This window comes from Pseudomonas sp. R3-57 (genome assembly GCF_051132065.1).
In the GTDB taxonomy this organism is placed as follows: domain Bacteria; phylum Pseudomonadota; class Gammaproteobacteria; order Pseudomonadales; family Pseudomonadaceae; genus Aquipseudomonas.
In genome coordinates this window covers 4,938,075-4,963,645 of record NZ_CP071655.1, presented here as the reverse complement: position 1 = coordinate 4,963,645, position 25,571 = coordinate 4,938,075, and the positions used below count along the sequence as shown (strand labels likewise).

The 25,571-nt window shown below is 60.5% G+C and carries 27 protein-coding genes; 18 read left to right on the top strand and 9 right to left on the bottom strand.

The genetic code is table 11. The annotated features are described in order from the left end of the window. Positions 1-5: 5 nt before the first annotated feature. The 3 genes from J3P93_RS22430 to J3P93_RS22420 all read right to left on the bottom strand — a co-directional run bounded on the left by J3P93_RS22430 (position 6) and on the right by J3P93_RS22420 (position 2,167). Entirely contained in the window at positions 6-737 is a 732-nt protein-coding gene (locus J3P93_RS22430) for a GntR family transcriptional regulator (protein WP_425516411.1), read from the bottom strand. Between the two features lie 285 nt (positions 738-1,022). Then, entirely contained in the window at positions 1,023-1,538 is a 516-nt protein-coding gene (locus J3P93_RS22425; protein WP_090281908.1) for a L,D-transpeptidase family protein, read from the bottom strand. A 77-nt stretch (positions 1,539-1,615) separates the two neighbouring features. Then, entirely contained in the window at positions 1,616-2,167 is a 552-nt protein-coding gene (locus J3P93_RS22420) for an NUDIX hydrolase (protein WP_394508528.1), read from the bottom strand. Between the two features lie 147 nt (positions 2,168-2,314). Here J3P93_RS22420 and J3P93_RS22415 point away from each other — a divergent pair, with 147 nt between their 5' ends. The 5 genes from J3P93_RS22415 (at position 2,315) to purT (ending at position 5,682) form a co-directional block, all read left to right on the top strand. Further along, a complete protein-coding gene (locus J3P93_RS22415) occupies positions 2,315-2,914 on the top strand; it encodes a CoA pyrophosphatase (protein WP_203420863.1) in 600 nt (199 codons plus the stop codon). A gap of 45 nt (positions 2,915-2,959) precedes the next feature. Next, positions 2,960-3,484, top strand: a complete 525-nt coding sequence (locus J3P93_RS22410) for a gamma carbonic anhydrase family protein (protein ID WP_125927638.1) — start codon at positions 2,960-2,962, stop codon at positions 3,482-3,484. Next, a complete protein-coding gene (locus tag J3P93_RS22405; RefSeq protein WP_434592007.1) occupies positions 3,481-3,690 on the top strand; it encodes a DUF1289 domain-containing protein in 210 nt (69 codons plus the stop codon). Before J3P93_RS22410 ends, J3P93_RS22405 begins: the two co-directional genes overlap by 4 nt. Before the next feature lie 242 nt (positions 3,691-3,932). Then, positions 3,933-4,400, top strand: coding sequence for a VUT family protein (locus J3P93_RS22400; RefSeq protein ID WP_090281913.1), 468 nt, complete (start codon positions 3,933-3,935; stop codon positions 4,398-4,400). Between the two features lie 100 nt (positions 4,401-4,500). Then, on the top strand, positions 4,501-5,682 hold the full coding sequence (gene purT, locus J3P93_RS22395) for a formate-dependent phosphoribosylglycinamide formyltransferase (RefSeq protein WP_434592003.1): 1,182 nt from the start codon (positions 4,501-4,503) through the stop codon (positions 5,680-5,682). Between the two features lie 87 nt (positions 5,683-5,769). Here purT and J3P93_RS22390 read toward each other — a convergent pair whose 3' ends face one another. The 3 genes from J3P93_RS22390 to J3P93_RS22380 all read right to left on the bottom strand — a co-directional run bounded on the left by J3P93_RS22390 (position 5,770) and on the right by J3P93_RS22380 (position 9,375). Then, positions 5,770-7,086, bottom strand: a complete 1,317-nt coding sequence (locus J3P93_RS22390) for an MFS transporter (RefSeq protein ID WP_434592000.1) — start codon at positions 7,084-7,086, stop codon at positions 5,770-5,772. 223 nt (positions 7,087-7,309) lie between these two features. Continuing rightward, positions 7,310-8,551: a transporter associated domain-containing protein gene (locus tag J3P93_RS22385; RefSeq protein ID WP_434591998.1), complete on the bottom strand. Its 1,242-nt coding sequence runs from the start codon at positions 8,549-8,551 to the stop codon at positions 7,310-7,312. 11 nt (positions 8,552-8,562) lie between these two features. Continuing rightward, positions 8,563-9,375 (bottom strand): cytochrome C assembly family protein, encoded by an 813-nt coding sequence (locus tag J3P93_RS22380; protein ID WP_090281917.1) that lies wholly within the window; start codon positions 9,373-9,375, stop codon positions 8,563-8,565. A 210-nt stretch (positions 9,376-9,585) separates the two neighbouring features. Here J3P93_RS22380 and ffh point away from each other — a divergent pair, with 210 nt between their 5' ends. The 5 genes from ffh to rplS all read left to right on the top strand — a co-directional run bounded on the left by ffh (position 9,586) and on the right by rplS (position 13,167). Beyond that, a complete protein-coding gene (gene ffh, locus J3P93_RS22375) occupies positions 9,586-10,962 on the top strand; it encodes a signal recognition particle protein (RefSeq protein ID WP_434591995.1) in 1,377 nt (458 codons plus the stop codon). A gap of 261 nt (positions 10,963-11,223) precedes the next feature. Then, on the top strand, positions 11,224-11,475 hold the full coding sequence (gene rpsP / locus J3P93_RS22370; RefSeq protein WP_003198088.1) for a 30S ribosomal protein S16: 252 nt from the start codon (positions 11,224-11,226) through the stop codon (positions 11,473-11,475). Between the two features lie 5 nt (positions 11,476-11,480). Then, the gene (rimM, locus tag J3P93_RS22365; protein WP_090281919.1) at positions 11,481-12,017 is read left to right on the top strand and encodes a ribosome maturation factor RimM; all 537 of its coding nucleotides are present in this window, start codon (positions 11,481-11,483) and stop codon (positions 12,015-12,017) included. 43 nt (positions 12,018-12,060) lie between these two features. Next, on the top strand, positions 12,061-12,771 hold the full coding sequence (gene trmD / locus J3P93_RS22360; RefSeq protein ID WP_434598467.1) for a tRNA (guanosine(37)-N1)-methyltransferase TrmD: 711 nt from the start codon (positions 12,061-12,063) through the stop codon (positions 12,769-12,771). Between the two features lie 45 nt (positions 12,772-12,816). Then, on the top strand, positions 12,817-13,167 hold the full coding sequence (gene rplS, locus J3P93_RS22355; protein WP_003175895.1) for a 50S ribosomal protein L19: 351 nt from the start codon (positions 12,817-12,819) through the stop codon (positions 13,165-13,167). Positions 13,168-13,375: 208 nt separating this feature from the next. On the opposite strand, the gene J3P93_RS22350 is transcribed toward rplS, so the two are convergent. Further along, a complete protein-coding gene (locus J3P93_RS22350) occupies positions 13,376-15,184 on the bottom strand; it encodes a cation:proton antiporter (RefSeq protein WP_434591992.1) in 1,809 nt (602 codons plus the stop codon). Positions 15,185-15,292: 108 nt separating this feature from the next. Here J3P93_RS22350 and xerD point away from each other — a divergent pair, with 108 nt between their 5' ends. The 7 genes from xerD to J3P93_RS22315 all read left to right on the top strand — a co-directional run bounded on the left by xerD (position 15,293) and on the right by J3P93_RS22315 (position 22,592). Continuing rightward, on the top strand, positions 15,293-16,189 hold the full coding sequence (xerD, locus tag J3P93_RS22345; RefSeq protein WP_434591989.1) for a site-specific tyrosine recombinase XerD: 897 nt from the start codon (positions 15,293-15,295) through the stop codon (positions 16,187-16,189). A 252-nt stretch (positions 16,190-16,441) separates the two neighbouring features. Further along, a complete protein-coding gene (gene dsbC, locus J3P93_RS22340; RefSeq protein WP_434591986.1) occupies positions 16,442-17,173 on the top strand; it encodes a bifunctional protein-disulfide isomerase/oxidoreductase DsbC in 732 nt (243 codons plus the stop codon). Positions 17,174-17,304: 131 nt separating this feature from the next. Then, positions 17,305-18,609 (top strand): homoserine dehydrogenase, encoded by a 1,305-nt coding sequence (locus J3P93_RS22335; RefSeq protein WP_090281924.1) that lies wholly within the window; start codon positions 17,305-17,307, stop codon positions 18,607-18,609. A 107-nt stretch (positions 18,610-18,716) separates the two neighbouring features. Next, a complete protein-coding gene (gene thrC, locus J3P93_RS22330) occupies positions 18,717-20,126 on the top strand; it encodes a threonine synthase (RefSeq protein ID WP_434591982.1) in 1,410 nt (469 codons plus the stop codon). A 120-nt stretch (positions 20,127-20,246) separates the two neighbouring features. Next, the gene (locus tag J3P93_RS22325; protein WP_434591980.1) at positions 20,247-21,620 is read left to right on the top strand and encodes a transporter substrate-binding domain-containing protein; all 1,374 of its coding nucleotides are present in this window, start codon (positions 20,247-20,249) and stop codon (positions 21,618-21,620) included. Positions 21,621-21,736: 116 nt separating this feature from the next. Then, complete coding sequence (locus J3P93_RS22320) at positions 21,737-22,144, top strand: response regulator (RefSeq protein WP_434591977.1); 408 nt, start codon at positions 21,737-21,739, stop codon at positions 22,142-22,144. Between the two features lie 166 nt (positions 22,145-22,310). Continuing rightward, complete coding sequence (locus tag J3P93_RS22315) at positions 22,311-22,592, top strand: DUF3509 domain-containing protein (RefSeq protein ID WP_203420876.1); 282 nt, start codon at positions 22,311-22,313, stop codon at positions 22,590-22,592. A 176-nt stretch (positions 22,593-22,768) separates the two neighbouring features. Here J3P93_RS22315 and J3P93_RS22310 read toward each other — a convergent pair whose 3' ends face one another. Next, complete coding sequence (locus J3P93_RS22310; protein WP_434591974.1) at positions 22,769-23,749, bottom strand: TIGR02285 family protein; 981 nt, start codon at positions 23,747-23,749, stop codon at positions 22,769-22,771. Next, positions 23,676-24,875 (bottom strand): CaiB/BaiF CoA transferase family protein, encoded by a 1,200-nt coding sequence (locus J3P93_RS22305; RefSeq protein ID WP_434591971.1) that lies wholly within the window; start codon positions 24,873-24,875, stop codon positions 23,676-23,678. Before J3P93_RS22305 ends, J3P93_RS22310 begins: the two co-directional genes overlap by 74 nt. Before the next feature lie 146 nt (positions 24,876-25,021). On the opposite strand from J3P93_RS22305, the gene J3P93_RS22300 reads away from it, so the two are divergent. Beyond that, positions 25,022-25,564, top strand: coding sequence for a YaeQ family protein (locus J3P93_RS22300; protein WP_434591968.1), 543 nt, complete (start codon positions 25,022-25,024; stop codon positions 25,562-25,564). Positions 25,565-25,571 lie beyond the last annotated feature (7 nt).

Sequence of the window (25,571 nt, the reverse complement as noted above, 5' to 3'; positions counted from 1 at the left end):
CGCTCTCAGCGGCGCAGCTCTGCGACAAAGTCGTAGTAGTCGTTGCGGCAATAGGTGTCGGTGACTTCGATCGGCGTGTTGTCTTCCAGATAACCGACCCGGGTCATCAGCAGCATGGCGGTGCCGGGGGCGATGCCGACCAGGGCAGCGAACTCGTCCGAGGCATTGATCGCCTGGATGTGCTGCAAGGCGCGGACGATCGGTTTACCGATACCGTCGAGGTATTCGTAGAGCGAATCGCCCACCGCCTGCGGCTTGGGCATGATCGAGGCGGGCAGGGTGCTCATCTCGATGGCCATCACCGTGTCGTCGGCTTTGCGCAGGCGCTTCATGCGCGCCACCTTGTCGTTCGGCGACAGGCCGAGGCGGATCAGTTCTTCGTGGGTCGGCAGGGTGATTTCGCGCTCCAGCCAGTGCGAGCTGGGGACGAAGCCCTTGAGGCGGAGCATTTCGCTGAAACCGGAAAGCCGCGACAGCGGTTGTTCCAGGCGCGGTGTGATGAACGTGCCGGAACCTTGCAGACGGCGGATCAGGCCTTGCTCGAGCAGGACTTCCAGCGCCTTGCGTGCGGTCACTCGGGAAATCCCTAGCCATTCACTGAGATTGCGCTCCGAGGGCATTGCCTGTTCGGCTTTCCATTGCCCGGCATGGATCGCCGCTTCCAGATTGCGCGCCAGTTGCAGGTACAGCGGCGTCGGCTGGGCGTCATCGGGGCGTAGGGCGTGGAGATCGTTCATGTAGGGCATATCCGGCGCTGGTATAGGATTGTTGTCGCTCGGTAGTCGGGCGAAAACTAATACCACTTGCATACCATGTCAACGCAGGGAAAAGCCGGTTTTAACGGTTACTGGGGGCTTGTCTGGAGGGTGGGTTTCAAGTGGTATTAGTGGTGAGAGGGGAGCACAAAAAAAATCGCAGCCTGGATCAGCCCTGCCGGTGAGAGTGGTATCACCGGACAGACGCTGAAGCAGGCTGCGATTTTTTTGATTTATTTTTCCGGCCGACCGGCGGTCGCGCTGAAATTACGGACGAATCTCGATCATCGTGCCGTCCGGCACCAGATTCCACACTTCGCGCATGTCGACGTTACGCATGGCGATGCAGCCGTCGGTCCAGTCGAGGGTGTGGAACAACTGCTCCGGGTTGTCCTCGGAATCCGGCGTGCCGTGGATCATGATCATGCCGCCGGGCTCGACGCCTTCGCGGCGAGCGCGGGCCGAGTCGCTGATGTTCGGGTAGGAAATGTGCATCGACAGGTTGAATTTGTCGCTGGTCTTGCGCCAGTCGATCCAATAGAAGCCTTCCGGCGTGCGTTTGTCGCCTTCGATCAGTTTCGGACCTTTCTTTGCGCCCTTGCCCAACGAAATGCGGTAGGTCTTCAGGGGTTTACCGTCGGTGATCAATTGCAGTTGATGCGCCGATTTGAGCACCAGGACTTTTTCGATCAATGGCGTATTCGACGGTGTCACGGTGGTCACGAATGACGCTTGCGAGACTGTGACGAATGACAGGCAAAACAGGGCAAGCAACCAGCGCATTGAAACGATTCCCCAAAAGTGACGCAGATACAGGTTGGACAGCGGTGTGTGGTGTTATCGGCCGGTGCGCGACGAAATCAAGTGATGGCTGGTTGCGCCAGCGGCGGAATCGACTCCGAACGCACCGGGTAACTTTCTGCGCGCCGATCCGCGAAGAAGCATTCCAGCGTGCGCCCCACTGTGCGGAACGCCAGATCGTCCCAAGGGATATCGGCTTCGTCGAACAGTTGCACTTCGAGGCTTTCGGGGCCGGCGGCAAAATCCAGATCGACCAGCTCGGCGCGGAAGAATACGTGAACCTGACTGATGTGCGGCACGTCGATCAGCGTATAGATGCTCAGGTTGCGCACGCGGGCGCAGGCTTCTTCGGCGGTTTCGCGCACCGCGGCCTGCTCGATGGTCTCGCCGTTTTCCATGAAACCGGCGGGCAGGGTCCAGTAGCCCAGGCGCGGCTCGATGGCGCGGCGACAGAGCAGCACCTGACGGCCCCAGGTCGGCACGCAGCCGGCGACAATATTGGGATTCTGATAATGAATGGTCTGACAGCTTTCGCAGACATAGCGCAGCCGCGAATCGCCTTCGGGAATGCGCTGGGTGACCGGGTTACCGCAGTGGCTGCAAAATTTCATGCTGAGGTTCCTGAATGCTGCGCCTATCTTGGCGTGCAGCGGTGCCGGTCGGCAAGTTGTCGTTTCGCGACACGGCGGGTTTCGGGGGCTTGGGCGCTCGCATCGATTGGTGCATGATGCCGGGTAAGGTACCGATCGAGAACACTCATGCTTGATGAGCTACTGCATAGGGTAAGCAACCACACACCGCGCACGCTGGAGACCGACGCACGCTTTCCCGAGGCCGCCGTACTGGTGCCAATCACCCGCAGCGACGAGCCGGAACTGGTCCTGACCCTGCGGGCCAGCGGGCTCTCGACCCACGGCGGCGAAGTCGCCTTCCCGGGCGGTCGGCGCGACCCGGAAGACCCGGACCTGATCTTCACCGCGCTGCGTGAAGCCGAAGAGGAAATCGGTCTGCCACCGGGGCTGGTCGAAGTCATCGGCCCGCTCAGTCCGCTGATCTCCCTGCATGGCATCAAGGTCACGCCGTACGTCGGGGTGATTCCCGATTTCGTCGAATACCAGCCCAACGACGCCGAAATCGCTGCGGTGTTCAGCGTGCCGCTGGAGTTCTTCCGCAAAGACCCGCGCGAGCACACCCATCGCATCGACTATCAAGGCCGCAGTTGGTACGTGCCGAGCTACCGCTTTGGCGAGTACAAGATCTGGGGGCTGACAGCGATGATGATCGTCGAACTGGTCAATCTGCTCTATGACGCCAGAATCAACCTGCACGAGCCGCCGAAAAGCTTCATCAATACCTAGCCATCGTTCGAATGGCCCATCACCGCAAGCCCTGAGGACCACACCATGAAATACCGCTTGGGCGACGCCCGTGTCGAAACCCATCCACAGAGCTGGGTCGCCCCCAATGCCGTGCTGGTGGGCAAAGTCAGACTGGAAGAGGGCGCCAACGTCTGGTTCAACGCCGTGCTGCGCGGTGACAACGAACTGATCCTGATCGGCAAGAACAGCAATGTGCAGGACGGCACGGTGATGCACACCGACATGGGCTACCCGCTGACCATCGGTACCGGCGTAACCATCGGCCACAACGCCATGCTCCACGGCTGCACGGTCGGCGATTACAGCCTGATCGGCATCAACGCGGTGATCCTCAACGGCGCAAAGATCGGCAAGAACTGCATCATCGGCGCCAATTCGCTGATCGGCGAGGGCAAGGAGATTCCCGATGGCTCGCTGGTGATGGGCTCACCGGGCAAGGTTGTGCGCGAACTCACCGAGGCGCAGAAAAACATGCTCGAAGCCAGCGCCGCGCACTATGTGCATAACTCCCAGCGTTATGCCCGCGATCTGGTAGAGCAAGAACAATGACCACCGCTGAACGACCTGTTGCCTCGCCCTGCGTGAATATCTGCGCGCTGGATGAGGCTGATGTCTGCACCGGGTGCCAGCGTACCGTCGAAGAAATTACCCGCTGGAGCCGCATGAACAATGACGAGCGCCGGGTGGTGCTGGGGTTGTGTCATGAACGGGCGAAGGCCAGTGGGCTGGTGTGGATGTTGCCGGCGAAACCGTGATCGATTGGGCAAAACCCTCACCCTGGCCCTCCCGAAACGTCGGACCGCCCAGGGGGAGAGGGAACTGACCGAGGTGTTTTTTGCTATACGCCGACCTGAAACACCGAGTCGAACTCAGATTCTGAAGAGCACCCGATTTGCTCCCTTTCCCCCTCGCCCCCTTGGGGAGAGGACTGGGGTGAGGGGTGGCTCTTGACCTTGCGGTCCAGTAACCTGTGCGCCAAACCACCAGGTCACCCTCCATGATTTTCCTCATCGCCTACATCAGCAGCGTCGTGCTGATCAACTTCGCCTTCTCCACCGCACCGCACCTGGACATCATCTGGTCGGCCTGGGGCGGGCTGGTGTTCGTGCTGCGTGACATGGTGCAAACGCGCTTCGGCCACGGTGCGATCGTGGCGATGCTGGCGGCGCTGGTACTGTCCTATGTCACTTCCGATCCGTCCATCGCGCTGGCCAGCGCCACGGCGTTCGCGGTCTCCGAGTGCATCGACTGGCTGGTGTTCAGCATCACCAAACGGCCGTTGCGCGACCGCCTGTGGATAAGTTCGGCGCTGAGCATTCCCCTCGATACCTTCATCTTCTTCGGCATGATCGACCTGCTGACGCCGCCGGTGATTATCACCGCCCTGGCCTCGAAATTCGCTGGCGTTACCGCCGTGTGGCTGATCATGGCCTGGCGCGAGCGCAAACAGGCTGTCGCCAGCTGAAGCCAAACCCTCGGGTTCATGTAAAATGCCGCGCTTTCTCCCCATGGAAAGCGCGGCTGGCGCTGCTTTCCTCGATGATCCGCTGCTTTGAGGACCTGAGATGACCCGTATCGGAACTCCACTGTCGCCAACCGCGACCCGCGTATTGCTGTGTGGCTGTGGTGAGTTGGGCAAGGAAGTGGTGATCGAGCTGCAGCGCCTGGGCGTTGAAGTGATTGCCGTCGACCGTTACGCCAACGCGCCGGCCATGCAGGTTGCGCACCGCAGCCACGTGATCAACATGCTCGACGGCGCCGCCCTGCGCGCCGTGATCGAAGCCGAGAAGCCGCACTTCATCGTGCCGGAAATCGAAGCCATCGCCACCGCCACCCTGGTCGAGCTGGAAGCCGAAGGCTTCACCGTGATCCCGACCGCCCGTGCGGCGCAGTTGACCATGAACCGCGAAGGCATCCGTCGTCTGGCCGCTGAAGAACTCGACCTGCCGACCTCGCCGTATCACTTCGCCGATACTTTCGAGGATTACAGCAAAGCCGTTGAAGACCTCGGTTTCCCGTGTGTCGTCAAGCCGGTCATGAGCTCGTCGGGCAAAGGCCAGAGCCTGCTGCGCAGCGTCGATGACGTGCAGAAGGCCTGGGATTACGCGCAAGAGGGCGGTCGCGCCGGCAAAGGGCGGGTGATCATCGAGGGGTTCATCGACTTCGATTACGAAATCACTCTGCTGACTGTGCGTCATGTCGGCGGCACCACATTCTGCGCGCCGGTCGGTCACCGTCAGGAAAAGGGCGATTATCAGGAATCCTGGCAGCCACAGGCCATGAGCGCGGTTGCCCTGGCTGAATCCGAGCGCGTTGCCAAAGCAGTGACTGAAGCGCTGGGTGGTCGTGGCATCTTCGGTGTCGAGCTGTTCATCAAGGGCGATCAGGTGTGGTTCAGCGAAGTGTCGCCGCGCCCGCATGACACCGGTCTGGTGACGCTGATTTCCCAGGATCTGTCGCAATTCGCCCTGCACGCTCGGGCGATTCTGGGCCTGCCAGTACCGCTGATCCGTCAGTTCGGGCCATCGGCTTCGGCGGTGATTCTGGTGGAAGGACAATCGACCCAGACTGCATTTGCCAATCTCGGCGCCGCACTGAGCGAGCCTGACACGGCGTTGCGTCTGTTCGGCAAACCGGAAGTGAACGGCCAGCGCCGCATGGGCGTGGCGCTGGCGCGGGATGAATCGATCGAGGCCGCGCGGGCCAAGGCGACCCGTGCTTCTCAGGCTGTCGTAGTCGAGCTGTAACCGAGTCGCGCCGATCGCGAGCAGGCTCACTCCTACACTCTGGAATGCGTTCCCTGTAGGAGTGAGCCTGCTCGCGATAGCTATCTATCAGGCGACACGATTCAGATCATTGCCACGCGTTTCCTTCAGGCACAGCACCGCGATCAAACTCAGCACCGCTGCCGCCGACACATACCCGCCGACATAACTCAAACCGCCCATCGCCACCAGTTTCTGCGCAAAGAACGGTGCCGCCGAGGCGCCGACGATCCCGCCCAGGTTATACGCCGCTGAAGCGCCGGTATAACGCACATGGGTCGGAAACAGCTCCGGCAACAGCGCACCCATCGGCGCGAACGTCACGCCCATCAAGAACAGCTCGATGCACAGGAACAGCGCCACGCCCCAGGTCGAGCCCTGCGTCAGCAACGGCTCCATCAGAAACCCGGAAAGCACCGCAAGCACGCCGCCAATGATCAGCACCGGTTTGCGCCCGTAACGGTCACTCGCCCAGGCTGACAACGGTGTGGCAGCGGCCATGAACAGCACGGCAAAGCACAGCAGGCCGAGGAAGGTTTCGCGGCTGTAACCCAGCGTGGACACCCCGTAACTCAGGGAAAATACCGTCGAGATATAGAACAGCGCGTAGCACACCACCATCGCCGCCGCGCCCAGCAACGTCGGCGCCCAGTACTGGCTGAACAGTTCAACCAGCGGCACTTTCACCCGCTCCTGACGAGCAATCGCGTTGGCGAACACCGGCGTTTCGTGCAGCTTGAGGCGTACATACAGGCCGACCATCACCAGCGCGGCGCTGAGCAGAAACGGAATGCGCCAGCCCCAGCTGCGGAACTGCTCGTCGTCGAGGGTCATGGCCAGGGTCAGAAACAGACCATTGGCGGCAAGAAAACCGATCGAAGGCCCGAGTTGGGGGAACATGCCGAACCACGCGCGTTTGCCTTTCGGCGCATTTTCCGTGGCCAGCAACGCGGCTCCGCCCCATTCGCCGCCCAGCCCCAGGCCTTGGCCGAAGCGCAGCACACACAGCAGAATCGGCGCCCATGCGCCGATGCTGTCATACCCCGGCAACACGCCGATCAATGTCGTACAGACGCCCATCAACAGCAGTGAGGCGACCAGGGTCGATTTGCGCCCGATGCGGTCACCGAAGTGGCCGAACAGCGCCGAGCCCAGCGGGCGGGCGAGGAAGGCGATGCCGAACGTCAGAAACGCCGAGAGCATCTGCGCGGTGCCGGACGTCTGCGGAAAAAACACCGGCCCGATCACCAGCGCGGCGGCGGTGGCGTAAACGTAGAAGTCGTAGAACTCGATGGCGGTGCCGATAAAACTGGCCGTCGCCACGCGGGTGGCGGAATTGGTCGGCTGGGCAGGCGCGCTGTCGCGCAAAGCGGTCGTGGTGGTCATGCGATGATCCCTGACAGTCATGAGCTCCGTTGGAGCGAATTATTATGGTCGAACACCCAGGGATGTGGGGTAGGGCGCGAGCGCTGTTTCGAGTAGGAACAGTCGTCGGTTTGCAGCAGAAACAGTCGCGATCCGTGGCGTGCCGGGTAAGCACAGGGATCGACGGCGCTTGGGTAAGCTCGGCGATTATAGGAAGCGGGCTAACGATTGAACAAGAGGCGATCTAGCGTGCCAGTACCAGGGCTGGCGCAGAGGCGGTCAGCCAGATCAGCACTTTGCTCACGCGGTTGTCTTCGGTCTCGAGGATTTCCAGGCGATAACGGCCGATCTTCAGGCAAACCGCGCTTTCCGGAATGGTTTCCAGTGCTTCGGTCACCAGCCCGTTAAGGGTTTTCGGCCCGTCGCTGGGCAGGTGCCAGCCCAGGCATTTGTTCAATTCGCGGATCGACGCCGCACCATCAATCAGCATGCGCCCGTCGGCTTGCGGATGGATGTGCGGGTTATCGAGGCTGTGCTCGCTTTCAAATTCACCGACGATCTCTTCGAGAATGTCTTCCAGCGTGACAATACCGAGCACTTCGCCGTATTCGTCGACCACCATGCCCAGGCGCCGCTGTTGCTTGTGGAAGTTCAACAGTTGCAGTTGCAGCGGGGTGCTTTCCGGAACGAAGTACGGTTCGTAGCTGGCTGCCAGCAAGGCTTCGCGCGTGAGTTCGCCGTTGCTCAGCAAGTGGCCGACCTGACGGGTGTTGAGGACCGCTTCGACCTGGTTGATGTCGCTGTGAAACACCGGCAGACGTGTGCGTTCGTTATTGCGCAGCTGCTCGATGATCGCTTCGATCGGATCGTCGAGGTTGATGCCTTCAACGTCACTGCGCGGCACCAGAATGTCGTTGACGGTGATGTTGTCCAGCGCGTGGATCCCGGAGGCCGGGTGCGCACGAACCGGATGTTCGGCATCGTCATGGCGGTCGGCGGGCGCTTCGTCCTCGCTGTGCTGAACGACTTGGGTCTTGCGCACGAATGGACTCATCAGCAAGCCGCTGAGACGGCTGAACACCCATGCGAACGGGTAGACAATCTTCAGCGGTACTGCGAGCAAAGTATTGCCGAGCCCCAGCACTGCATCGGGATAACGCTGGGCCACGCTGCGCGGAAAGTAATCGGCGAACACCAGCAGGATGGCGCCGACGCCGAGGCATGCTGCCCAGGGGCCATTTTCCGCACAAAGGAAAATCGCCAGCAAAGTAGCAATCACCACGGCCAGCGCGCGGCACAGGGTGTTGCACAGGATCAAGCTGTCGAGCGGGAAGCTGAGCTTGGCCAGCGGCTTATCGCTGGCGCGCGAGGCGGTGCGCTGCGCGAGCAACTGCTGTTGCGCGATTTCGACGGCGGTAAACAGCCCTGACCACACAATCAGCAGAGCGAATACCGCGAGCATCGGCCCTAGGGGCAAACCGTCCATTTATACGCCTGTCAGATGTGCAGAATGTATTCGCGAACCAGTTTGCTGCCGAAATACGCCAACATCAGCAGGCAGAAACCGGCGAGCGTCCAGCGAATCGCCTTGTGCCCGCGCCAGCCGAGACGATTGCGCCCCCACAGCAGCACACTGAACACGATCCACGCCAGACAGGCCAGCAGGGTCTTGTGCACCAGATGCTGGGCGAACAGGTTCTCGACGAACAGCCAGCCGGAGATCAGCGACAGCGACAGCAGCGTCCAGCCGGCCCAGAGGAAGCCGAACAACAGACTTTCCATGGTTTGCAGTGGCGGGAAATTCTTGATCAGCCCGGACGGGTGCTTGTGTTTGAGCTGGTGGTCTTGCACCAGCAGCAGCAAGGCCTGAAATACTGCGATGGTGAACATGCCGTAGGCAAGGATCGACAACAGAATGTGCGCGAGGATGCCCGGCTCTTCGTCGATGATCTGCACCGTGCCGGTTGGCGCGAATTGCGCCAGCAGCACGGTGATCGCGCCGAGCGGGAACAGCAGCACCAGCAGATTTTCCACCGGGATACGGGAACAGGCGAGCAATGTCAGCGCGATCACCGCCGCGGCAATCAGGCTGGAGGCGCTGAAGAAGTCCAGGCCCAGGCCGATCGGCGTCAACAGATGAGTCAGCAGGCTGGCACCGTGGGCGACGACGGCGAGCACGCCGAGGCTGACCAGCAGGCGCTTGTTCGCCTTGGCGCCAGTGGCCAGACGGGTGCTTTGATACAGGGTCGCAGCGGCATACAGGAGGGCGGCGGCGAGGGTGGTCAGTAAGCTGGGTGACAAGGGGAGCATAAATCCTGATGGGCGGGCCCGAAAGACGCTGAGTTTGGCATAGAACCGCCGCGACACGAAAGACTCGGCAAGCTGACAGCGAGGTGTGCGCCGGACGCAGTCTTCGCTATAATCCGCGACCTGCCCTCGCCGCAGGCTCGCCGAGCACATGTTGATTCCGGTCTGGGCCGCCATTATCCCGGTCTGTACAGGGCCTGAAAGGATCGCGCAATGTTTGAAAACTTAACCGACCGTCTCTCGCAGACGCTGCGCCATGTCACCGGCAAGGCGAAGCTGACCGAGGACAACATCAAAGACACCCTGCGTGAAGTGCGCATGGCGTTGCTCGAAGCTGACGTCGCGCTGCCGGTGGTCAAGGACTTCGTCAATTCGGTCAAGGAACGCGCCGTCGGCACCGAGGTGTCGCGCAGCCTGACGCCGGGCCAGGCGTTCGTGAAGATCGTCCAGGCCGAACTCGAAAGCCTGATGGGCGCGGCCAACGAAGACTTGAACCTGAGCGCCGTGCCGCCAGCGGTCATTCTGATGGCCGGTCTGCAGGGTGCCGGTAAAACCACCACCGCCGGCAAACTCGCGCGCTTCCTTAAAGAGCGCAAGAAGAAGTCGGTCATGGTCGTGTCGGCGGACGTTTACCGTCCGGCGGCGATCAAGCAGCTGGAAACCCTGGCCAACGACATCGGCGTGACGTTCTTTCCGTCTGACCTGAGCCAGAAGCCGGTCGACATCGCCAGCGCCGCTATTAAAGAAGCCAAACTGAAATTCATCGACGTGGTCATCGTCGATACCGCCGGTCGTCTGCACATCGACGAAGAGATGATGGGCGAGATCAAGGCATTGCATACCGCGATCAACCCGGTCGAAACGCTGTTCGTGGTCGATGCCATGACCGGCCAGGACGCCGCCAACACGGCCAAGGCCTTCGGTGATGCGCTGCCGCTGACCGGCGTGATCCTGACCAAGGTCGACGGTGACGCCCGTGGCGGTGCCGCGCTGTCGGTGCGTGCCATCACTGGCAAGCCGATCAAGTTCATCGGTATGGGCGAGAAGAGCGAAGCGCTCGATCCGTTCCATCCCGAGCGTATCGCCTCGCGCATCCTTGGCATGGGCGACGTGCTCAGCCTGATCGAACAGGCCGAAGCAACCCTCGACAAGGACAAGGCCGACAAACTGGCCAAGAAGCTGAAGAAGGGCAAAGGCTTCGACCTCGAAGACTTCCGCGATCAGCTGCAACAGATGAAGAACATGGGCGGCCTTGGCGGGCTCATGGACAAACTGCCGAGCATCGGTGGCGTCAACCTGTCGCAAATGGGCAATGCCCAGAACGCCGCTGAGAAGCAGTTCAAACAGATGGAAGCCATCATCAACTCGATGACCCCGGCCGAGCGCCGCGACCCGGAGCTGATCAGCGGTTCGCGCAAGCGCCGTATCGCCATGGGTTCCGGTACTCAGGTGCAGGACATCGGCCGCTTGATCAAGCAGCACAAGCAGATGCAGAAGATGATGAAGAAATTCTCCGCCAAGGGCGGAATGGCGAAAATGATGCGCGGCATGGGCGGAATGTTGCCCGGCGGCGGCATGCCGAAAATGTAAGACAGGACACCAAGACTTCGCCGGTCGTCGCACCGGCGCAGACCCTGCAAGGACGCAGGATCAACAGCAAACCCGCACTCGGCGGGAGCTGACTGGCCGTTTTCATCGACGGCTCTCCATGCAAATCTGCACGGCATGCCACAGGCGCCGGAAAAAGTCATTTGCAAAAGTCCGGATATTCCTTAGAATATGCGGCCTTTCGGGCACCCATGCCCGCTGTGCATTTAGATTTGCAGCACCGACTACAGGAACGATGTTCACATGCTAACAATCCGTCTTGCCCTTGGCGGCTCCAAAAAGCGCCCGTTTTACCACCTGACCGTAACCGACTCGCGTAACCCGCGTGACGGCTCCCACAAAGAACAGGTTGGCTTCTTCAACCCTGTTGCCCGTGGTCAGGAAGTTCGTCTGTCCGTGAACCAAGAGCGCGTAGCCTACTGGCTGAGCGTTGGTGCACAGCCTTCTGAGCGCGTTGCTCAGTTGTTGAAGGAATCTGCCAAGGCTGCGGCCTGAGCAATATGAACGCGACGCCTGCTGTTGCCGATGATTTGATCGTTATTGGCAAAATTTATTCTGTTCATGGCGTTCGCGGCGAAGTGAAGGTGTATTCCTTTACTGATCCGACTGAAAACCTGTTGCAGTACAAAACCTGGACGCTCAAGCGCGAAGGCAATGTCAAACAGGTCGAGCTGGTCAGTGGACGCGGGAGCGACAAGTTCCTGGTCGCCAAGCTCAAGGGTCTTGATGATCGTGAAGAAGCTCGTCTTCTGGCCGGTTACGAGATCTGCGTGCCGCGCAACCTGTTCGCTGAATTGACCGAAGGCGAGTACTACTGGTACCAGCTGGAAGGTCTGAAGGTCATCGACACCCTTGGGCAATTGCTCGGGAAAATCGATCATCTTCTGGAAACCGGCGCCAATGATGTAATGGTCGTCAAGCCTTGCGCTGGCAGCCTGGATGATCGCGAACGCCTGTTGCCGTATACCGGGCAATGTGTGTTGGCCGTCGATCTGGCCGCGGGCGAGATGAAGGTGGATTGGGACGCGGACTTCTGACGTGGCTAACTTGCGCGTTGAAGTGATCAGTTTGTTTCCCGAGATGTTTTCCGCCATTGGCGATTACGGCATCACCAGTCGTGCGGTCAAACAGGGGCTCTTGCAGCTGACCTGTTGGAATCCGCGAGATTACACGACGGATCGGCATCACACTGTGGACGATCGCCCGTTTGGCGGTGGTCCGGGCATGGTGATGAAGATCAAGCCCCTGGAAGATGCTCTGGTTCAGGCCAAGGCAGCAGCCGGGGAGGCGGCGAAGGTGATTTACCTGTCCCCCCAAGGCCGTCAACTGACTCAGTCGGCGGTACGCGAGCTGGCACAATCGGATGCATTGATCCTGATTGCCGGCCGCTATGAAGGCATTGACGAGCGCTTTATTGAGGCTCATGTCGATGAAGAGTGGTCGATTGGCGACTATGTACTGTCTGGTGGCGAGCTGCCGGCCATGGTCCTGATCGATGCGGTTACACGACTGCTGCCTGGAGCTTTAGGGCATGCGGATTCCGCTGAGGAAGATTCCTTTACGGATGGTCTGCTGGATTGCCCGCACTACACCCGACCGGAGGTGTATGCGGATCAGCGTGTTCCCGACGTGTTGCTGAGTGGCAATCACGCGCATATCCGGCGTTGGCGTTTACAGCAGTCCCTTGTTAGGACCTATGAACGACGCGCCGATCTTCTGGAAAGCCGCTCGCTTTCTGGAGAAGAGAAGAAGCTGCTCGAGGAATACATCCGCGAGCGGGACGATAGTTAACAACGTATCGATGGTAGATCGAACGATTTACCTTAGGAGCACAGCATGACCAACAAAATCATCCTTGCACTCGAAGCAGAGCAGATGACCAAAGAAATCCCTACCTTTGCCCCGGGCGACACCATTGTCGTTCAGGTGAAAGTGAAGGAAGGCGATCGTTCCCGTCTGCAAGCGTTCGAAGGCGTTGTCATCGCCAAGCGTAACCGCGGCGTGAACAGTGCGTTCACCGTTCGTAAAATCTCCAACGGTGTTGGCGTAGAACGTACTTTCCAGACCTACTCGCCGCAAATCGACAGCATGGCTGTCAAGCGTCGCGGTGACGTACGTAAAGCCAAGCTGTACTACCTGCGCGACCTGTCGGGTAAAGCAGCTCGCATCAAGGAAAAACTGGCTTAAGTCCAGCTTCCGATGCAGAAAAAAGCAGCCTTCGGGCTGCTTTTTTGTTGCCTGCGTTTTGTGCCCTGAAGGCTTTGAACAAAACCGAGTCGCGGCCTTCGCGAGCAGGCTCGCTCCCACAGGAGTACACATTCCAAATGTGGGAGGCTTGCTCACACAGGGGAGCGCACGCCCAATGTGGGAGCAAGCCTGCTCGCGATTCGATCTATCAGGCGCTGGAAGCTTCCGGTTGAATCAACGCCAGCAGCGTCCACCCCGCCCCCGGCTTCAGCGCCGTTTCCGGCGTCACCACATGCACCCAGCCACTGTCATCGCGCATGAACAGCAACGTCGCACGACTGCCATGCAGCCCGCGGTAATCCTCCCAGCCAAAGCCGTCCGTCAGCGTTGTGCTGTACAGCTCGGCGCCCTGGCCCATTTGCCCGGCCAGTTTCGAATAGGTCAGCGCCTCACTACCCAGTTGATTGCCGCGATGTTCCAGACTCGCCCGATGCTTGTCGCTGCGCCGGCTCTCATGCCCGCTGGCCAGACCAAACAAACGCTGATGGCCGAAGTCATGACGAAAGCGCATCGCCGCTAATGTATTGAGTTCACCCGACGGCGACAGCGCGAGCAAATGCCCCAGCCCGACCAGATCCAAATGTGCATCGGCGTGCTGCGAGGCCGGGTTGCCGAAGTAGGTCGGCAGACCTTCCATGCGCGCCGCACGAATGTTTTCCCAGCTCGAGTCGGTCAGCAGCACGCGACTGCCCAGCTGTTGCAATGATTTGCCCAGTTCTCGCGCCGGGCCGTTGGCGCCGACGATCAGGAAGCCACTCGGCGCTGGTTCCGCGACTTTTAGCAAGCGTGCCAGTGGGCGCGCCGTCGCACTTTGCAGGACCACCGTGCCGATAATGACCGCGAACGTCAGCGGCACCAGCAGCAGCGCGCCTTCATGCCCGGCTGCATCCAGGCGAAGGGCGAAAATCGCCGACACCGCAGCCGCGACGATTCCGCGTGGGGCAATCCAGCACAGCAGCGCGCGTTCACGCCAGCTCAGGCTGGAGCCCGCCGTACTGAGCAGCACGTTCAATGGCCGGGCGACCAACTGGATCACCAACAGCAGAATCAACACCAGCGGCCCCAGCCCGATCAGCGCATTCAAATCAAGCCGCGCCGCCAACAGAATGAACAATCCGGAAATCAGCAACACGCTGAGGTTTTCCTTGAAGTGCAGGATGTGCCGCACATCCACGCCTTTCATGTTCGCCAGCCACATGCCCATCAGCGTGACCGCCAGCAAACCGGACTCATGCATCACCGCGTTGGCGGCAATAAAGATCCCGAGCACCGCTGCCAGCGAGGCGAGGTTGTGTAGATATTCCGGAAGCCATTGTCGGCGGATCACCGTGCCGAGCACCCAGCCGCCGACAATGCCGAACGCTGCACCGCAGGCAATCACCCCGCCGAAAGTAAACAGGCTCTGCTTGAGGCCATGGCCTTCGGCGCTGGCGATGATAAAGCTGTACACCACCACGGCGAGCAGGGCGCCGATCGGGTCGATGACGATGCCTTCCCAGCGCAGAATATTGGCGATCGAGGCTTTTGGCCGCACCACTCGCAGCATCGGTACGATCACCGTCGGGCCGGTGACCAGCGTCAGGCTGCCGAACAGGATCGCCAGCATCCAGTCGAACCCCAGCAGAAAATGCGTGGCGACGGCGATGACGATCCAGGTCGAAGTCGCCCCGACTGTGACCAGTCGATGAACGACGCTGCCGATCTCTTTCCATTCCGACAGGTGCAGGGTCAGGCTGCCCTCGAACAGAATCAGCGCGACCGCCAGCGACACCAGTGGCATCAACAGCGGGCCGAACATTTCCTGCGGATCGAGCCAGCCAAGCACCGGACCGACGAGGATGCCGGTCAACAGCAGAAACAGAATCGCCGGCAATTTCAGGCGCCAGGCCAACCACTGGCAACCGAGCGCTGCCGCGCCAATCCCGCTAAATGCCAATAGAATTTGCTGCTCGTTCATTGATGCTCCCTGTTCCTTGATTTAGCGGGCTATGAAAGACTAGCGCCCATTCCTACAGTTCACTCGACATTTGCGCGCAGGCCTTGATGCTGCGCGCCCTGAGCGCCCATGCCTGCCATCGACCACCCGCTGATTGACCAATTCCTCGACGCTTTATGGCTGGAAAAAGGCCTGTCCGACAACACCCGCGGCGCTTACCGCAGCGATCTGGCACTGTTCAATGGCTGGCTGCAGGAGAAAAACCTCGAGCTGATCAACGCCGGCCGCGAGCTGATCCTTGATCATCTGGCCTGGCGCCTGGAGCAGAACTACAAGCCGCGCTCCACGGCCAGATTTCTCTCCGGCGTGCGTGGCTTTTATCGCTATCTGCTGCGGGAAAAACTGATCAGTGTCGACCCGACCTTGCGCATCGACATGCCGCAGCTGGGGCGGCCATTGCCCAAGTCGCTGTCGGAGGCCGACGTCGAGGCGCTGCTCAAGGCGCCGGACCTGAGCGAAGCCATCGGCCAGCGTGATCGCGCCATGCTCGAAGTCCTGTATGCCTGCGGCTTGCGCGTGACCGAATTGGTCAGCCTGACGCTGGAGCAGGTCAACCTGCGCCAGGGTGTGCTGCGGGTGATGGGCAAGGGCAGCAAGGAGCGGCTGGTGCCGATGGGTGAGGAGGCGATCGCCTGGGTTGAGCGCTACATGCGCGACGGGCGTGGCGAATTGCTCGGTGGGCGGCCCAGCGATGTGTTGTTTCCCAGTCAGCGCGGCGAACAGATGACCCGCCAGACCTTCTGGCACCGGATCAAGCATCAGGCCAGGGTTGCCGGCATCAACAAATCGCTGTCACCGCACACCCTGCGTCACGCATTTGCTACGCACTTGCTCAACCACGGCGCGGATCTGCGCGTGGTGCAGATGTTGCTCGGCCATAGCGATCTGTCCACAACGCAGATCTACACCCACGTCGCGCGCGCCCGTTTGCAGGACCTGCACGCCAGACACCACCCGCGCGGCTGAACAACAGTCCCCTGTGCGAGCCTGCTCGCGATAGCGGAGTGTCAGACAACACATGTTTTGAAGGTGCCGGCCTCTTCGCGAGCAAGCTCGCTCTCACGGGGACCGGTTCGTCCTGAAAGTGTAGCGACCGGCGCATTCGGCCACCGTGGCCTTATGTGTTAGGCTTTGCCGGTTTGCACGATGGGCGGTTATGACCCGGTGTTCCGGCACGGGCGTTCTGATCGTTCCATTTGTCCGCCTTCAGGAGTTCTCATGCGTCTGACCCAGATTTTCGCCGCCGCAGCCCTTGCGTTGGTCAGCACCTTTGCCGTCGCCGATGACGCGGCCGACAAAGCCATTCGTCAAAGCCTGGAAAAGCTCGAACTCGAGGTTCCGGTCGAAAGCATCAGCGCCAGCCCGCTGCCGGGCATGTACGAAGTCAAGCTCAAGGGCAGCCGCGTGCTCTACGCCAGTGCCGACGGCCAGTACATCGTTCAGGGCAACCTGTACCAGCTGGCGAACGGCAAACCGGTCAACCTGACCGAGAAGACCGAACGCCTGGGCATCTCCAAATTGATCAACGCCATCCCGGTGGCCGAGACCGTGGTCTACCCGGCGGTCGGCGAAACCAAATCGCACATCACCGTATTCACCGACACCACCTGCCCGTACTGCCACAAACTGCACGCCGAAGTGCCGGAGCTGAACAAGCGCGGCATCGAAGTGCGTTACGTGGCGTTCCCGCGTCAGGGCCTGAATTCGCCGGGCGATGAACAGCTGCAAGCGGTGTGGTGCTCGAAAGACAAGAAAGCTGCCATGGACAAAATGGTCGATGGCAAGGAAATCAAGGCCGCCAAGTGCGATAACCCGGTTTCCAGGCAGTTCGCCCTCGGTCAGTCGATCGGCGTGAACGGCACACCGGCCATCGTTTTGGCCGACGGACAAGTCATTCCGGGCTACCAGCCTGCGCCACAAGTCGCCAAACTGGCGCTGGGCGCGAAGTAATTCGCATCGTCACGGTCCGCCGCTGACGATCATGGTCCGGCAGCCACATCGCCGGGCCATCAATAGAGAGCCGCGAGCACGCGGTTGTTTTCCGGCCGACCCAGCGTCGGCCGTTTTATGGGGAGTTCACAGTGAATCCGGTCAAAGTAGGCATCTGTGGGTTAGGGACCGTCGGTGGCGGTACCTTCAACGTACTTCAGCGCAACGCCGAGGAAATTGCTCGTCGTGCCGGGCGTGGGATCGAAGTGGCACAAATTGCCATGCGCACGCCAAAGCCTCAGTTCCAGACGACCGGTATTGCGATTACCAACGATGTCTTCGAAGTGGCCACGAACCCTGAGATCGACATCGTCATAGAGCTGATGGGCGGCTACACCGTTGCCCGCGAGCTGGTACTCAAGGCCATCGAGAATGGCAAGCATGTGGTCACCGCGAACAAGGCGCTGATAGCCGTTCACGGTAATGAGATTTTCGCCAAGGCACGCGAGAAAGGCGTGATCGTGGCATTCGAAGCCGCGGTGGCCGGTGGCATTCCGGTGATCAAGGCGATTCGTGAAGGCCTGTCGGCCAACCGCATCAACTGGGTTGCGGGGATCATCAACGGCACCGGCAACTTCATCCTCACCGAAATGCGCGAGAAGGGCCGTACGTTCGAAGACGTGCTGGCCGAAGCGCAGGCGCTGGGTTATGCCGAAGCCGATCCGACCTTCGACGTCGAAGGCATCGATGCGGCGCACAAGCTGACCATCCTGGCCTCGATCGCGTTCGGTATTCCGCTGCAGTTCGACAAGGCCTACACCGAAGGCATCACCAAACTGACCACCGCTGACGTCAACTACGCCGAAGCGCTGGGCTATCGCATCAAGCATTTGGGTGTGGCGCGCAGCACCGCTGCCGGTATCGAATTGCGCGTGCACCCGACGCTGATCCCGGCCGATCGCCTGATCGCCAACGTCAACGGCGTGATGAACGCGGTGATGGTCAACGGTGACGCGGCCGGTTCGACGCTGTTCTACGGCGCTGGCGCCGGCATGGAGCCCACCGCTTCGTCGGTGATCGCCGATCTGGTCGACGTGGTGCGTGCCATGACCTCCGACCCGGAAAACCGCGTACCGCACCTGGCCTTCCAGCCGGACTCGCTGTCGGCGCATCCGATCCTGCCGATCGAAGCCTGCGAAAGCGCTTATTACCTGCGCATTCAGGCCAAGGACCACCCGGGCGTTCTCGCTCAGGTGGCGAGCATCCTGTCGGAGCGCGGCATCAATATCGAATCGATCATGCAGAAGGAAGTCGAAGAGCATGACGGCCTGGTGCCGATGATCCTGCTGACCCACCGCGTGGTCGAGCAGCGTATCAACGATGCGATCGCCGCACTTGAAGCGCTCGCAGGCGTTGACGGCCCGGTCGTACGGATCCGCGTCGAACATTTGAACTAAAAAAGCAGCGGCAAGCTTCGAGCTGCAAGCGGCAAGAAAAAGCAGTCCGGCTTTTACTTGAAGCTTGTAGCTCGTAGCTTGCAGCTCAAACCGAAGGTTTGCCCCATATGCGATATATCAGTACTCGCGGCCAGGCACCGGCCCTGAATTTCGAAGAAGTCCTGCTGGCCGGTCTGGCCACGGACGGCGGTTTGTACGTCCCGGAAAACCTGCCACGCTTCACCCAGGAAGAAATCGCTTCCTGGGCCGGCCTGCCGTATCACGAGCTGGCCTTCCGGGTGATGCGTCCGTTCGTGACCGGCAGCATTCCCGACGCCGATTTCAAAAAGATTCTTGAAGAAACCTATGCGGTCTTCGCCCACAGCGCAGTGGCGCCGTTGCGTCAGCTCAACGGCAATGAATGGGTGATGGAGCTGTTCCACGGCCCGACCCTGGCGTTCAAGGACTTCGCCCTGCAACTGCTGGGTCGCCTGCTCGACTACGTGCTGGAAAAGCGCGGCGAGCGCGTGGTAATCGTCGGTGCCACTTCCGGTGATACCGGTTCGGCGGCCATCGAAGGCTGCAAGCACTGCGAAAACGTCGACATCTTCATCCTGCATCCGCACAACCGTGTGTCCGAAGTGCAGCGCCGGCAGATGACCACGATCGTGGGCGAGAACATCCATAACATCGCCATCGAAGGCAACTTCGATGACTGCCAGGAAATGGTCAAGAACAGCTTCGCTGACCAGAGCTTCCTCAAAGGCACACGTCTGGTGGCGGTGAACTCGATCAACTGGGCGCGGATCATGGCCCAGATCGTCTACTACTTCCACGCCTCGCTGCAGTTGGGCGGGCCGGCGCGTTCGGTGTCGTTCTCGGTGCCGACCGGCAACTTCGGCGACATTTTCGCCGGTTACCTGGCGCGCAACATGGGCCTGCCGATCAACCAGTTGATCGTCGCCACCAACCGCAACGACATCCTGCACCGCTTCATGAGTGGCAATCAGTACATCAAGGAAACCCTGCACGCCACGCTGTCGCCGTCGATGGACATCATGGTCTCGTCGAACTTCGAACGCTTGCTGTTCGACCTGCACGGTCGCAACGGTGCGGCGATTGCCGGGTTGATGGACTCGTTCAAGCAGGGCGGCGGTTTCAGTGTTGAACAGGAGCGCTGGACCGAAGCGCGCAAACTGTTCGACTCGCTGGCGGTGGACGATGCGCAAACCTGCGAGACCATCGCCGAAGTCTATGCGCAGACCGGTGAGGTGCTGGATCCGCACACCGCGATCGGCGTCAAGGCCGCGCGCGAATGCCGTCGCAGCCTGGACATCCCGATGGTGATCCTCGGCACTGCGCATCCGGTTAAATTCCCCGATGCAGTAGAGAAAGCCGGTGTAGGAAAAGCGCTCGAACTGCCTGCACATCTTTCTGATTTGTTTGAGCGAAACGAGCGCTGCACCGTTTTGCCGAACGAGCTGAAAGCCGTTCAGGCCTTTGTCAGCCAGCATGGCAACCGTGGCAAGCCACTATAAGCGCATAAAAGCTGTCACATTTTGAAGCCCGTCTCCTGACGGGCTTTTTTGTTTTCGCTGCCACACTGCTCGGGTTTTCACCCACGCAGGACGGGTGAGTCGATCACGAAGGAAGTGGCAATGCTGTTTGATAGAGGTTTGAAACCGGCACTGATTGGGATGTTGTTGTGCGGATTGCTGGGGTTGATGCGTTGCAGCGTGGCGGCGCAACTGACGCTGCACGGCGATGCCGCGACGCACAACGTACAGCCCGTCGAACTGGCTGCACACGAGCGCGAGTGGATTCGCGACAATCCCACGGTCACCGTGGCGTCATTGCAATACCCGCTGTACCTGTTCCAGGACGAGCACGGCCAGTGGAGCGGTTTGAACAATGATGTGCTCAAACGGGTGACGGCGATGACCGGGTTGCAATTCGTGCATCAGGAATCGTTCTCCACCGATCACATGCTCGAGCGCCTGAAGAGCGGTGCGGCGGATATCAGTACGACGTTGGCCATCAGCGAGGAGCGCAAGGCGTTCCTCGATTACAGCCACGCCTTTGGTGGGGCGGGGTGGGTGTTTGTCGGGCGTGCCGACGCGCCGCGGCTGGAGTCTTTCGAGCAACTGGCCGGACGCAGGCTGGTGCTGCCGGCCCGGCATGCCCTGGAAGACACGATCAGGCGCGACTTCCCGACCATCGAAATTCATTCGGTCAAGACCTACGCCGAGGCGCGAGCATTGGTCGAAAGCGGCGAAGCCTACGCCACCATCGAAAATGAAATCGGCGCGCAGCTTTACCCGTTGGGTCTGCTCAAGGTCGGCGGGCTGGTCGAGGGCAAGTGGGAGGCGGACAACCTCGCGGTGCGCAAAGGTATGCCGGAGCTTTTGGGAATTCTCAACAAGGCACTGGAGGCCTTTCCGCCTGCCGAGCTACGCGCGATCCGCTTGAAATGGCTGGAAGGAATAGCACCGGTGCCCGTGCCCGGCGTCGGCCAGCAACTGCTCGAATGGGCGTGCTGGGCCATGGGCGGGTTGGGTGTGTTCGGCTTGTTGTCACTGGTGTGGAATCGGCGGCTGACGGCGGTGATCAAGCTGCGCCGGGCGGCAGAAAAGGATCTGGGCGATCAACTGGCGTTTCAGCACGCATTGATCGACGCCTTGCCTGATCCGGTGTTTGTCCGCGATTTGCACGGGCGACTGATCACCTGCAACCGCAGCTATGAGGAGGCGCTATCGGTGCGTCTGGACCAGGTCATCGGGCGCTTGTTGATCGAACTCGACACGCTGCCCGAAGCCACGGCGCTGATGCTCCATGAGGAATTCATGCTGCAGTTGCGCACGCGCAAGTCGCGCTTCAGCAAACGCCGCTTGCAGTTCAATAACGGCCCGCGCGAGGTCTATCAATGGACCGTGCCGTTCTACAGCGCCGATGGCAAATTGCGCGGGTTGTTGGGCGGCTGGACGGACATCTCTCAGCGCCGGGCGGAGAGCGGGTGTCAGTGTCCACAATGAAGATGGGAAATGTCCTATAAGACGCGGCTACTTTTCCGATGTGAGGCTTAGGACGGCTGGCCTAGAGTGACAACCACTGCGGTGAGAGTCCGCGATTGTCGCTCCAGAGGTCGCCTATGCGCTCGCTTAAAGTCCTGATACTTGAACCCAATCCGTTCCAGCTGATGGCGTTGCACCAGATGCTCAATGCCGTCGGCATCTATGACGTCCTCACCGCACCGTCGCTGGCAGCGGCCTTGGGGTCGCTGGAATACCGCGGCGTGGTCGACATTGCCATCTGCGATCCGCAATTGAAGGGCGGTGATGGCCTGGCGCTGATGCAACACCTGGCGGCTCGCCAGCAAGCGCGTGCGGTGATTCTGCTGGGGGCGGTTGCGCCCAGTCTGCTCAACGATATCAAGCCGCTGCTGGACGAGCAGGGTGTGCGTTTGTTGGGGCGTCTGCAGACGCCGGTATCGGCGGTGCTGATGCGAGGTTTGCTCGACAGTTATCTGAGCGCGGCTGCATCGCCACTCGGTGTGTAAAGCGTATGGCAGTTTTTCTGTCATCTTCGCCGGGCATGCTCTGCCAGACCGGTGACACTGCGATAGGGAGGCGATCGATACGCAGAACTTTCTTCTCGGGCCGGTGGTCATTTATGGTGTACACGCCCCAGGCGCACAGTTTTCGGACTATTGAGTGGAGATCGAGATGGAAAGTATCAGTCTATTGCTCGGTGAGGCTCTGAGCCCGTATCAGGTTTCGTTGACCCCCAGCGGCCGCCATGGCCAATGCCTGGTGACGCTGAAGAACAGTCACGGCGCCATCGTGGTGGAGCGCGAATTCAATCAGGCGCAATTGACCGACAAGCGCCTGCTGACCGATGTCGTCGATGGTCTGCACCGTGACGTGCTGATCGCTGAAGGCCGGCTCGAACCCTGCGTGATCGCGGCCTTGCGCAACGCCGCGCTGGACAAGCGGGCAGCGCTGTAAAGATGAAATATTTTTTGTGGGAACCTTCCTGCAACCCTGTCAGTCAGACCCCATAACAGCAGGATCAAGCATTGTGCTCCGGTGCTTGTCGCTTGCTGCTACGGGTCTTTATGTAGGCCACGTTTAACCCCGAGTCGTCTCCCCACTTCTCGGGGTTTCTTTTTGCCTGCGATTTTTCATTGCGCGGCCTGGTGGTCGAAAAATACGCGGGCCTGTTGCAGATAGTCCGCCCGCCGCTCCGGGTCGAGCCAATCGGCGTACAGTTGATTGAGCGGTTCGTGGGGCAGGGTGCGTAGCAGACCGTTGATCTCGGCGATGGCCCGACGTCCTTCGGCGGAGTTGGAGCACGCCACATGCCCGGAGAGATATTTCTGCGTACCGCGAATCGGGTAGAACGCCAGTTCATCCTCGGCAATCTGCGCCTGCGTGGCCTGATAGCGGATCTCCGGCCAATAACCGAGCACCACCTGCAAACGACCCAGACGCTGCATCGATAGCAGGTTGCTCAGCGCGTCGTTGCCGTAGTGTGGCGTCAAGGCGCCGCGCGGCGCCTGCTGCAAGAGGCTGTCGATGACCTCGCCATAGCTGCGTTCGGCGACGATGCCGACCTTGCGCTCAGGCGCTGCCAGCAAAGCCGCCAGGTCAACTTCTCCTTCCACCAGATAAGGCGCCAGCACCGCGCGATCTTGTTGGCGCACCACCAGGCCATTGCTCACGGCGCGGATCGCCGGAATCGAATACACGATCCATTGCGCACGCTCCTTGCTCCACAGCAGCGCCGGATCGCAAGCGAATGAATGTTCTTGCAGCATCTGCAGTCCGCGAGCGCGATTGACCCGCAGCAGTGTGTGCTCGTATTGCGGCATGCCGGCGATCAGCAGTGGCATCAAATGATCGATGACGCCCTGACCCTTTTTCGGGCCTTCGAAAATGGTCATCGGCGGCAGGTCGCGCAACAACCAGATCAGCGTCGGTTTTGCCTGCGCTGCGCCTGACAGCGTGAGCAGGCACAGCAAGCCGAACAGCCGCCACGTCCACCCGGACCGGGCGCGATTGGCAGGCGAGGGCAGTCGGCGCTTCAGCTTAAATGGCTCCGTCTTCGCGTAACCTGGCGATCTGCTTTTCGTCGTAGCCAAGGTCTTGGAGTACCTGCGCATTGTGCTCACCCAGTTGCGGTCCGACCCATTCGGAACTGCCGGGTGTCTCGGACAGTTTCGGCACGATGCCGGGCATCTTGAAATCCTTGCCGTCGGGCAGTTTCGCGTGCAGGAACATTTCCCGGGCGAGGTACTGCGGGTCGTTGAACATGTCCTCGGCGCTGAAAATCCGGCTGGCCGGCACTTCGGCCTGATTGAGCAGGTCGAGCACGGTTTGCAGTGGCAGCGAATTGACCCAGCGATCGATCACGCCGTACAACTCGTCGCGGCGGCTGTCGCGTCCGTCGTTGCTGGCCAGCGCCGGGTCGTGGGCAAGGTCTTCACGACCGATGATCAGCATGAAGCGTTTGAAGATCGCGTCGCCGTTGGCACCAATCTGCACATGCTTGCCATCGGCGCTGGTGTGAATGGAGGAGGGCGTGATGCCCGGCATGATGTTGCCGCTGCGCTCGCGGATGAAACCGAACACATCGAACTCCGGCACCATGCTTTCCATCATCGCGAAAATCGCTTCATACAGCGCGACATCGACGACCTGACCGAGTCCTCCGTTGACTTCGCGGTGCCGCAGCGCCATCAGCGCGCCGATCACGCCCCACAGCGCGGCAATCGAGTCGCCGATGGAAATCCCGGTGCGCACGGGCGGCCGGTCTTCGAAACCGGTGATGTAACGCAAACCGCCCATGGATTCGCCGACCGCGCCGAAACCGGGCTGGTCTTTCATCGGCCCGGTCTGGCCGAAACCGGACAGGCGCACCATCACCAGTTTCGGGTTCAGCGCGTGCAGGGTGTCCCAGCTCAGGCCGAGTTTTTCCAGCACGCCGGGGCGGAAGTTTTCGATAAGAATGTCGGCTTCGCCGAGCAGTTGTTTGAGGATTGCCAGACCGTCCGGGTGCTTCAGGTTCAGCGTCAGCGATTTCTTGTTGCGCGCCTGGACAAACCACCACAGCGAGGTGCCTTCATAGAGCTTGCGCCATTTGCGCAGCGGGTCGCCACCGTCGGGTGATTCGATCTTGATCACTTCGGCGCCGAACTCGCCGCAAATACGCGAGGCAAACGGCCCGGCAATCAATGTTCCCAATTCAATGACTTTCAGACCCGAGAGCGGTTTGCTGGTGAACGGCATGCGAGATCCTGTAGGACAAGGCTGAGCGGATACAGCGTTTTAACATAGCCGGCCGTCAGACGCCGCAGCTTGATCGCCATCAACTCGATGATTGCCTACCGCATCGGTTAGACTTGCCGACTTTCCTCGTATCAAGAAGCCCGTTCATGGCCCAGCCGTCCACTACCTATAAATTCGAACTGAACCTCACCGACCTCGACCGCAGCGTCTACGAGAGCGTCAAGCAGACTATCGCCCGTCACCCTTCGGAAACCGAAGAGCGCATGACCGTGCGCCTGCTGGCCTACGCCCTCTGGTACAACGAGCAGTTGTCGTTTGGCCGTGGTCTGTCGGACGTCGATGAACCGGCCTTGTGGGAAAAAAGCCTGGACGACCGCGTCCTGCACTGGATCGAAGTCGGCCAGCCGGATTCCGATCGCCTGACCTGGTGCTCGCGCCGCACCGAGCGCACCAGCCTGCTGGCCTACGGTAGCCTGCGCGTTTGGGAGACCAAGGTGATTCCGGCGATCAAGAACCTGAAAAACGTCAACATCGCCGCCGTCCCGCAGGAAGTGCTGGAAACCCTGGCCAAGGACATGCCGCGCGTGATCAAGTGGGACGTGATGATCAGCGAAGGCACGGTCTTCGTCACCGATGACCGCGGTCAGCACGAAGTCCAGTTGCAATGGCTGCAAGGTGAGCGCGGCTGATCCTGCG

Coding starts and splice junctions, on each gene's coding strand:
- J3P93_RS22320 (WP_434591977.1), top strand. CDS start 21,737: ATGCGCTCGCTTAAAGTCCTGATACTTGAACCCAATCCGTTCCAGCTG.
- J3P93_RS22405 (WP_434592007.1), top strand. CDS start 3,481: ATGACCACCGCTGAACGACCTGTTGCCTCGCCCTGCGTGAATATCTGC.
- J3P93_RS22410 (WP_125927638.1), top strand. CDS start 2,960: ATGAAATACCGCTTGGGCGACGCCCGTGTCGAAACCCATCCACAGAGC.
- J3P93_RS22385 (WP_434591998.1), bottom strand. CDS start 8,551: ATGGACGGTTTGCCCCTAGGGCCGATGCTCGCGGTATTCGCTCTGCTG.
- purT (WP_434592003.1), top strand. CDS start 4,501: ATGACCCGTATCGGAACTCCACTGTCGCCAACCGCGACCCGCGTATTG.
- xerD (WP_434591989.1), top strand. CDS start 15,293: ATGCCTGCCATCGACCACCCGCTGATTGACCAATTCCTCGACGCTTTA.
- J3P93_RS22325 (WP_434591980.1), top strand. CDS start 20,247: ATGCTGTTTGATAGAGGTTTGAAACCGGCACTGATTGGGATGTTGTTG.
- rpsP (WP_003198088.1), top strand. CDS start 11,224: ATGCTAACAATCCGTCTTGCCCTTGGCGGCTCCAAAAAGCGCCCGTTT.
- J3P93_RS22430 (WP_425516411.1), bottom strand. CDS start 737: ATGAACGATCTCCACGCCCTACGCCCCGATGACGCCCAGCCGACGCCG.
- J3P93_RS22380 (WP_090281917.1), bottom strand. CDS start 9,375: ATGCTCCCCTTGTCACCCAGCTTACTGACCACCCTCGCCGCCGCCCTC.
- J3P93_RS22350 (WP_434591992.1), bottom strand. CDS start 15,184: ATGAACGAGCAGCAAATTCTATTGGCATTTAGCGGGATTGGCGCGGCA.
- J3P93_RS22390 (WP_434592000.1), bottom strand. CDS start 7,086: ATGACCACCACGACCGCTTTGCGCGACAGCGCGCCTGCCCAGCCGACC.
- J3P93_RS22425 (WP_090281908.1), bottom strand. CDS start 1,538: ATGCGCTGGTTGCTTGCCCTGTTTTGCCTGTCATTCGTCACAGTCTCG.
- rimM (WP_090281919.1), top strand. CDS start 11,481: ATGAACGCGACGCCTGCTGTTGCCGATGATTTGATCGTTATTGGCAAA.
- J3P93_RS22415 (WP_203420863.1), top strand. CDS start 2,315: ATGCTTGATGAGCTACTGCATAGGGTAAGCAACCACACACCGCGCACG.
- trmD (WP_434598467.1), top strand. CDS start 12,061: ATGTTTTCCGCCATTGGCGATTACGGCATCACCAGTCGTGCGGTCAAA.
- J3P93_RS22315 (WP_203420876.1), top strand. CDS start 22,311: ATGGAAAGTATCAGTCTATTGCTCGGTGAGGCTCTGAGCCCGTATCAG.
- J3P93_RS22305 (WP_434591971.1), bottom strand. CDS start 24,875: ATGCCGTTCACCAGCAAACCGCTCTCGGGTCTGAAAGTCATTGAATTG.
- J3P93_RS22420 (WP_394508528.1), bottom strand. CDS start 2,167: ATGAAATTTTGCAGCCACTGCGGTAACCCGGTCACCCAGCGCATTCCC.
- thrC (WP_434591982.1), top strand. CDS start 18,717: ATGCGATATATCAGTACTCGCGGCCAGGCACCGGCCCTGAATTTCGAA.
- J3P93_RS22300 (WP_434591968.1), top strand. CDS start 25,022: ATGGCCCAGCCGTCCACTACCTATAAATTCGAACTGAACCTCACCGAC.
- J3P93_RS22310 (WP_434591974.1), bottom strand. CDS start 23,749: ATGCGCAGGTACTCCAAGACCTTGGCTACGACGAAAAGCAGATCGCCA.
- J3P93_RS22400 (WP_090281913.1), top strand. CDS start 3,933: ATGATTTTCCTCATCGCCTACATCAGCAGCGTCGTGCTGATCAACTTC.
- rplS (WP_003175895.1), top strand. CDS start 12,817: ATGACCAACAAAATCATCCTTGCACTCGAAGCAGAGCAGATGACCAAA.
- dsbC (WP_434591986.1), top strand. CDS start 16,442: ATGCGTCTGACCCAGATTTTCGCCGCCGCAGCCCTTGCGTTGGTCAGC.
- ffh (WP_434591995.1), top strand. CDS start 9,586: ATGTTTGAAAACTTAACCGACCGTCTCTCGCAGACGCTGCGCCATGTC.